At 70.0% G+C, this 6,898-nt stretch carries 9 protein-coding genes and 1 pseudogene; 7 read left to right on the forward strand and 3 right to left on the reverse strand.

From position 1 onward, the window contains the following. Positions 1-34 precede the first annotated feature (34 nt). The 5 genes from paaA to paaE are packed head-to-tail and all read left to right on the forward strand — an operon-like array spanning position 35 to position 3,860. Positions 35-1,015 (forward strand): 1,2-phenylacetyl-CoA epoxidase subunit PaaA, encoded by a 981-nt coding sequence (gene paaA, locus ABT147_RS41670; RefSeq protein ID WP_351416503.1) that lies wholly within the window; start codon positions 35-37, stop codon positions 1,013-1,015. Further along, positions 1,012-1,308 (forward strand): 1,2-phenylacetyl-CoA epoxidase subunit PaaB, encoded by a 297-nt coding sequence (paaB, locus tag ABT147_RS41675; RefSeq protein ID WP_351416505.1) that lies wholly within the window; start codon positions 1,012-1,014, stop codon positions 1,306-1,308. The genes paaA and paaB overlap by 4 nt, the downstream gene beginning before the upstream one ends. A 16-nt stretch (positions 1,309-1,324) precedes the next feature. Then, the gene (paaC, locus tag ABT147_RS41680) at positions 1,325-2,191 is read left to right on the forward strand and encodes a 1,2-phenylacetyl-CoA epoxidase subunit PaaC (RefSeq protein WP_351416508.1); all 867 of its coding nucleotides are present in this window, start codon (positions 1,325-1,327) and stop codon (positions 2,189-2,191) included. Further along, entirely contained in the window at positions 2,185-2,727 is a 543-nt protein-coding gene (gene paaD, locus ABT147_RS41685) for a 1,2-phenylacetyl-CoA epoxidase subunit PaaD (protein ID WP_351416511.1), read from the forward strand. The genes paaC and paaD overlap by 7 nt, the downstream gene beginning before the upstream one ends. Next, complete coding sequence (gene paaE, locus ABT147_RS41690) at positions 2,727-3,860, forward strand: 1,2-phenylacetyl-CoA epoxidase subunit PaaE (RefSeq protein ID WP_351416513.1); 1,134 nt, start codon at positions 2,727-2,729, stop codon at positions 3,858-3,860. Before paaD ends, paaE begins: the two co-directional genes overlap by 1 nt. A 256-nt stretch (positions 3,861-4,116) precedes the next feature. Here paaE and ABT147_RS47495 read toward each other — a convergent pair whose 3' ends face one another. From ABT147_RS47495 to ABT147_RS41705, 3 genes are all read right to left on the reverse strand, one after another. After that, positions 4,117-4,929 (reverse strand): M20/M25/M40 family metallo-hydrolase, encoded by an 813-nt coding sequence (locus ABT147_RS47495; RefSeq protein WP_502983253.1) that lies wholly within the window; start codon positions 4,927-4,929, stop codon positions 4,117-4,119. Positions 4,930-5,004: 75 nt separating this feature from the next. Next, on the reverse strand, positions 5,005-5,316 hold the full coding sequence (locus tag ABT147_RS41700) for a hypothetical protein (protein WP_351416516.1): 312 nt from the start codon (positions 5,314-5,316) through the stop codon (positions 5,005-5,007). Positions 5,317-5,324: 8 nt separating this feature from the next. Beyond that, positions 5,325-5,504: a hypothetical protein gene (locus ABT147_RS41705; RefSeq protein ID WP_351416518.1), complete on the reverse strand. Its 180-nt coding sequence runs from the start codon at positions 5,502-5,504 to the stop codon at positions 5,325-5,327. A gap of 31 nt (positions 5,505-5,535) precedes the next feature. Here ABT147_RS41705 and ABT147_RS41710 point away from each other — a divergent pair, with 31 nt between their 5' ends. Together ABT147_RS41710 and ABT147_RS41715 are read left to right on the forward strand one after the other, a co-directional pair. Next, on the forward strand, positions 5,536-5,790 hold the full coding sequence (locus ABT147_RS41710) for a hypothetical protein (RefSeq protein WP_190904303.1): 255 nt from the start codon (positions 5,536-5,538) through the stop codon (positions 5,788-5,790). Positions 5,791-5,799: 9 nt separating this feature from the next. After that, positions 5,800-6,788, forward strand: a pseudogene (locus tag ABT147_RS41715) (IS5 family transposase). The last annotated feature ends 110 nt before the right edge of the window (positions 6,789-6,898 follow it).

Here is a 6,898-nt window from a genome sequence, read left to right on the forward strand (position 1 = left end):
CACCCACACACCGCATACGAAGGGACACGGAACCATGAACACACCCGCCGCCACCGGCGCACCCCCGGATCCCCGGAGCCTCGAATCGGCCTTCGAGGACACCATCGCCCGCGACCAGCGGATCGAGCCGCGTGACTGGATGCCGGACGGCTACCGCAAGACGCTCATCCGGCAGATCGCCCAGCACGCGCACTCGGAGATCATCGGTATGCAGCCGGAGGGCGAGTGGATCACCCGTGCGCCGTCGCTGCGCCGCAAGGCGATCCTCTTCGCGAAGGTGCAGGACGAGGCCGGGCATGGCCTGTATCTGTACTCGGCCGCCGAGACGCTCGGCGCCGACCGCGCGGACCTGACCGAGTGGCTCATCGAGGGGCGCCAGAAGTACTCGTCGATCTTCAACTACCCGACCCGCACCTTCGCCGACGTCGGGGTGATCGGCTGGTTCGTCGACGGCGCCGCGATCTGCAACCAGGTGCCCCTGTGCCGGAGTTCGTACGGGCCGTACGGACGCGCCATGGTCCGCGTCTGCAAGGAGGAGTCCTTCCACCAGCGGCAGGGGTACGAGCTGCTGCTGACGATGACGCGCGGTACGGAGGAACAGCGAGCCATGGTCCAGGACGCCGTCGACCGCTGGTGGTGGCCATCGCTGATGATGTTCGGCCCGCCCGACGACAACTCGCCCAACTCGGCCCGGTCCATGGCCTGGAGGATCAAGCGGCACACCAACGACGAACTGCGGCAGCGGTTCGTCGACATGACCGTCCCGCAGGCCGAGAAGCTCGGCGTGACCCTGCCCGACCCCGAGCTGCGCTGGAACGAGGAGCGAGGGCACCACGACTTCGGCACCCCCGACTGGGACGAGTTGAAGCGGGTGATCTCCGGTGACGGACCGTGCAACGCCGAACGGATCGCGCGGCGACGGGCCGCGCACGAGGAGGGCGCCTGGGTGCGCGAGGCGGCCACCGCCCACGCGGCCAAGCAGGCAGCCAACGCGAGTGAAGGGGCGGCGGCATGAGCGGGACGACCAGGCGCGACTGGCCCCTGTACGAGGTGTTCGTCCGCGGCAAGCGCGGCCTCAACCACGTCCACGTGGGCTCGCTGCGCGCGGCCGACGACCGGATGGCCCTCACCCATGCCCGGGACCTGTACACCCGGCGCAACGAGGGCGTCAGTATCTGGGCCGTGCGCTCGGACACCATCGCCGCCTCCACCTCCAGCGAGAAGGACCCCTTCTTCGCGCCCAGCGCCGACAAGGTCTACCGCCACCCCACCTTCTACGACATCCCCGACGACGTCCCCCACATCTAGGACCCAGGAGCAGGCAATGAGCGAGGACGACCTGTTCGTCGACCACGACAACGCGCGGTGGGCGTTCGGCACCGGCTTCACCGACCCACTGCACGGCGTGGACCAGGCGGTACCGGACGGCGTCGACGCCGGGGACGTGGCGGCCTGCTGCCTGGCGCTGGGCGACGACGCCCTGGTGTCCGCCCAGCGGCTGGCCGAGTGGTGCACCCGCGCCCCGGAACTGGAGGAGGAACTGGCGCTCGCCAACATCGGCCTGGACCTGCTCGGCCAGGCCCGTCTGCTGTACGCCAGGACCGGCCGGGCCGACGGCACGGGCCGCGGCGAGGACGCGTACGCCTACTTCCGTGGCCCGGCCGACTTCCGGAACGTACGGCTCGCCGAACTGCCGGGCGGCGACTTCGCGTTCACCATCGCCCGGCTGCTGGTCACGTCCACCTGGCGACTCGCCCAGTTCGAGGCGCTGGCCGGGGCGCCGGACCCGGTGCTGGCCGCCATCGCCGCGAAGAGCGTGAAGGAACTGGCCTATCACCGCCACTACGCCGCCGAATGGACCGTACGGCTCGGTGACGGGACCGCCGAGTCCCGGTGCCGCATGGAAACGGCCCTGCACGGGATCGCACCCTGGCTGGGCGAACTGCTGGCCGACCGCACCGCGGTACACCTCGGCGCCGACCCCGCCACCGTCACCGACCGAACCCTGCTCCTGCTCGCCGATGTGCTCGTGAAGGCCGGGCTGAACCCGTCCGAGGCCCTGCCGCTCGGGCCCGTGTCCGTCTCCTCCGTCCCCGGCGCCGGACGGGGCGGGGACCACACGAGGCATCTGGCGCCGCTCCTCGCCGAACTGCAGAGCGTCGCCCGCGCACACCCGGAAGCGGCATGGTGACGGTTCCGGATCCCGTCGAGCGTCGCAGGGAAGCGGAGGAACAGGCCCGGCACATCGCCGGCCAGGTCCCCGACCCCGAACTGCCCATGCTGACCGTCGCGGATCTCGGCGTGCTCCGCGGCATCGAGGTGGAGCAGGACGGAACGGTCGTCGCGCGACTCACCCCCACCTACGCGGGCTGCCCCGCGATGGCGGAGATGCGCGCCGAGGTCGCCACCCGGCTGCGCGCGGCCGGCTTTCGCGCCGTCCGCGTGGTCACGGTGCTCGACCCGCCGTGGACCACCGAATGGATCACCGCCGAAGGCCGCCGCAAGCTGACGGAACACGGCGTCGCGCCACCCGGCGCACGCCGGCACCCGAACTCCGCGCCGGGGCCGACCTGGCTGACCCTGACCCCCGCCCCGGCCGTCGTGCCCTGTCCCCGCTGCGCCTCGAACGACACCGAGGAGATATCGCGATTCGCCGCCACCGCCTGCACGGCACTCAGACGCTGCCGCGCCTGCCTGGACCCCTTCCCACACGTCAAGGACATCTGATGCCCCATCCCCGTACGCCGGTCGCGGCACGAGCCCGCCGCCGTCCGGCCTTCCACGCCCTGCGCGTCGCCGCCGTCGAGCCGCTGTGCCCCGACGCCGCCGCCCTCACCTTCGACATCCCCAACCGTCTGGCCGAGGAGTTCGCCTTCCTCCCCGGCCAGTGCCTCACCCTGCGCCGCGAGATGGACGGGCGCGACGAGCGCCGCTCGTACTCCATCTGCGCACCGGCCGGGACACCGCCCCGCATCGGCGTTCGCGTCGTACCGGGCGGGCTGTTCTCTTCGTGGCTCGTCCATGGCGTACGCCCCGGAGACACCCTGGAAGTCATGGGCCCGGCCGGCGCCTTCACCCCTGACCTCACCGATGCCGGACACTCCGGTCGCCCCGGCCACCATGTGCTCGTCGCCGCCGGATCCGGCATCACGCCGATGCTGTCCATCGCCGCGTCGGTCCTCGCCGCGGACGGCGCCTCCCGCGTCACCCTCCTGTACGGCAACCGGCGCACCGGCACCGTGATGTTCGCGGACGAACTCGCCGACCTGAAGGACGAGTACCCGGCCCGCTTCCAGCTCGCCCACGTCCTGTCCCGCGAGCCGCGCGAAGCGGAACTGCTCTCCGGCCGCCTCGACTCCGGACGGCTCACCGCGCTGCTCGACGCCCTCGTCGACATCCAGGACGTCGGACACTGGTGGCTGTGCGGCCCGCACGGCATGGTCCGCGACGCCCGCGCGATCCTCTTCGGCCTCGGCGTCCCGGCCGACCGCGTCCACCAGGAACTGTTCCACGCAGACGATGAGCCACCCTCGCCGCCCCCCCGGACAACGACCGATCGGGACGACGCCCTGGCCGACGTCCCGGCGAGCGAGGTCACCGTGGTCCTCGACGGCCGGGCCACCACGTACTCCGCCCCGCATCACCGCAGTGTCCTCGACGGCGCCCAACAGGCCCGTCCCGACCTGCCGTTCGCATGCAAGGGCGGCGTCTGCGGCACCTGCCGTGCCCTCGTCACCCACGGCCGGGCCGACATGCGCCGCAACTACGCTTTGGAACCCGCCGAGGTCTCCGCAGGCTACGTCCTCACCTGCCAGACCTTCGCTGCCTCCGACACGCTCACCGTCGACTTCGACAGCTGAGGGACGACGCCGAACGGGCCGCTGACTGTGATCCCCCGTCATGGAGAGACAAAGCTGGGGGAAGTTGGTCGGCACGCTGGTCGCCGCCCCGGGACCGGGGGTGGAGCATCGTCGCGTTGGTAGGAGAATCCGCTGTGCGAAGGTTCCATGCCCTCGGCTGAACAGGGCGGACGCGGCACCTGCTGTGGCAAGCGTCCAACCCATCGGCTTCCAGGGGCCATTGAGGGCCACAAGGACAGGAACAGACCGACAAGCACTACACAGGGCTGACCCAGATCGGCACGTCTGACCTGCAAGAACGGCGTGAATCAAACCGAGCTGGGAACATCCCCGAGGGTGCGAGGGGCACAGTGCCTCCCGACCGTGCAAGAAGGGATGCTGGGGACCATCCTCGACGGCCCGGCAGGCCGACAGTCACCACCTGGTGCTGGCTGGACGATGGATTTGCGGGGCGTGCAGCGAACGCTGTGCGTGGTGCGGCGAATCCTGCTTCGGCCCTGAAGAGAGCAGCTCCCCCTCCACTGCCCTCCTCATCGGTCAGCGTCACGGTGAGCGGGGCGTCCGGGTAGGCGGTGAGGGGGCGTCCTCGGATGGGTCCGGTCGGGCTTCGGGTGCCGGCGATCACCGTAGGGGGGGGCACAGGCGATGGTTCTGGCCTCCCGTGTCCGCCGGGCTGGAACATGAACACCACGTCCCCGGCCAGCCGGTCGGCGTGTAAGGCCAGCAGCGGGGCGGCGCCGGTGAGCATCGTGGTGTGCAGGTCGTGCCCGCACGCGTGCAGCCGGTCGGCCGCTGCGGCGTACGCCAGTCCGGTGCGCTCGGTGACTGGCAACGCGTCCATGTCGCCCCGCAGCAGTACGGTCGGGCCGGGGCGGGATCCACACAGCACCGCGGTGACCGAGCGCGGGTTCTCGCCGAGCGTGATCTCCAGCGGCAGTCCGTCGATCGCCTGCAGGACCTTCTCCTCGGTGCGCGGCAGTTCGAGGCCCGGCTCGGGTTCGCGGTGCAGGCGGTGCCGCAGGTCGACGAGGTCGCCCTGGAGGGTGCGGGCATCCTCCAGCAGGGACATCGGCGGCCTCCTTTCCTGCGGTCGCGGTGCGGGTGCCGGCCGGTGTCAGGGCGAGGGTGAGTCCCGGGACGCGGGTCAGGGCGAGCGTGGCGACCAGCCCCGCCAGCAGGTACGCGGCGACGTAGTAGGGGATCGTCGTACCGAGCCCGCTGCCGCGCATCCACTCGCCAGCAGCGGGAACGTGCCGACGAAGACGGCGATCGCGACCGCACCGACGATCCCGGCACCCACCGCCCGCACAGACGTCGGATACAGCAGTCCGGAGAGAACGTTGATGAAGGCCAGTGACGGCCCGAGCAGGATGCCGAGCAGTACGGCGACTACCTGGAACGGCAGCAGGTCGTGCGTCATCGCGAACAGCAGCGGCAGCACGGACACCGTCTGCATGACCAGACCTACCCGCAGTGCGCCGAACCGGTCCGCCGCAGACCCGAGACCAGCATTCCGGCGATGACGAACACCATGACGAGGGTCATGAACGAGGAGGCGTACGCCTGCTCCAGCGCACCGACTCCGGCCGCGTAGGAGGGCAGGTAGACGAGGCTGAAGTAGGGCCTGTCTGAAGTCGTGATCAACGGTTGAGATGCCACCTGGCACGATGCGCTCATGAATGCCGATGAATCATGGGAATCCGTGCCAACTGTCAACGTGCGGCTGTGGCGCGCCGATGCCATCGTGCTGTTCGACTGGCTGATGAGCACCGACCTGAACGCCGTACCGATCACGCACCCGGCTCAGAAGCAGGCGCTCGCGGACCTGCTGTCGCGGTTCGAGTGGGCATGCGATGTAGACATCACGGATTCCACCGCGCCAGAGATCGCCGCAGCCCAGGAAGAGGTGGCCAAGGACATGGGCTGGTAGACGTCTGGGATGGCGCGTAGAGAACTCACGGACACTGAGTGGGAGTTGATCGGCCCGTTCCTGCCGATAGGCAGGTCCGGCCCGTATCCGCAGCATCTGCGGGAGCAGTTCGAGGGCGTGATCTGGAAGTTCCGCTCGGGTGCCCAGTGGCGTGAGATGCCGCCGGAGTTCGGGGTCTGGCAGACCGTTTACGACCGCTTCCTCCGATGGCGTGACGTGGATGTCTTCCAGGCGCTGATGGAAGGGATGATCGCCGAGGCGGCCAGGCGCGGGCAGACGGACTTGTCCTTGCTCAGCGTGGACTCCACGGTCGCCCGCGCCCATCACGACGCCGCGGGTATGCGGGTCGACGAGGAGGTCCTGTCGTCCCTGGAGAAGGCCGCCGAGGCGTCAAAGGGGGCCGCGGGAAGGAACGAAAGCCGCAGGCCGAAGGCGAACGGGGCACGTCCGACCCGGTTCGGGAGGAACGGAGGCGCATCCGGCGGCGACGCCGGGCCCGCCTGAAGGCGGCCCTGCTGGGCCGTTCGCGTGGTGGCTTGACCACCAAGGTCCATCTCGCTGCCGATCCGCGCTGCCGCCCGCTCTCCTTCCTCCTGACTGAGGGGCAGGCCGCCGACAGCCCCCGGTTCGTCCCGGTCCTGGACAAGATCAAGGTCCGGGGGCCGGTCGGCCGCCCGCGCACCCGATCCGACGCGGTCGCCGGCGACAAGGTGTACTCCTCCCGCGCCAATCGCGCCTATCTACGCAGACGGAACATCAAGGCTGTGATTCCGGAGAAGGCCGACCAGGCCGCGAACCGCAAGAAGAAGGGCCGCCTGGGCGGACGGCCCGCCTCTCACGACACCGAGCTCTACAAAGGCCGCAACACCGTCGAACGCCTGATCAACAAGCTGAAGGCATGGCGCGGAATCGCGACCCGCTACGACAAGACACCCCAGAGCTACCTCGCTGGCCTCCATGTGCGAGGAGCGGTGATCTGGATGCGCAGCCTCCAATGATCACAACTTCCGACGGGCCCTAGTAGTGCTTGGTCAGGTTCGTTCGTCGGTGGCGTGTCTGTTTGGTCGGGTGTGTCGTTGACCGGGTGTGCTGGGTGGGGAGTTGGCCG

The organism is Streptomyces sp. NPDC001868 (assembly GCF_040297125.1).
Classification (GTDB): Bacteria; Actinomycetota; Actinomycetes; order Streptomycetales; family Streptomycetaceae; genus Streptomyces.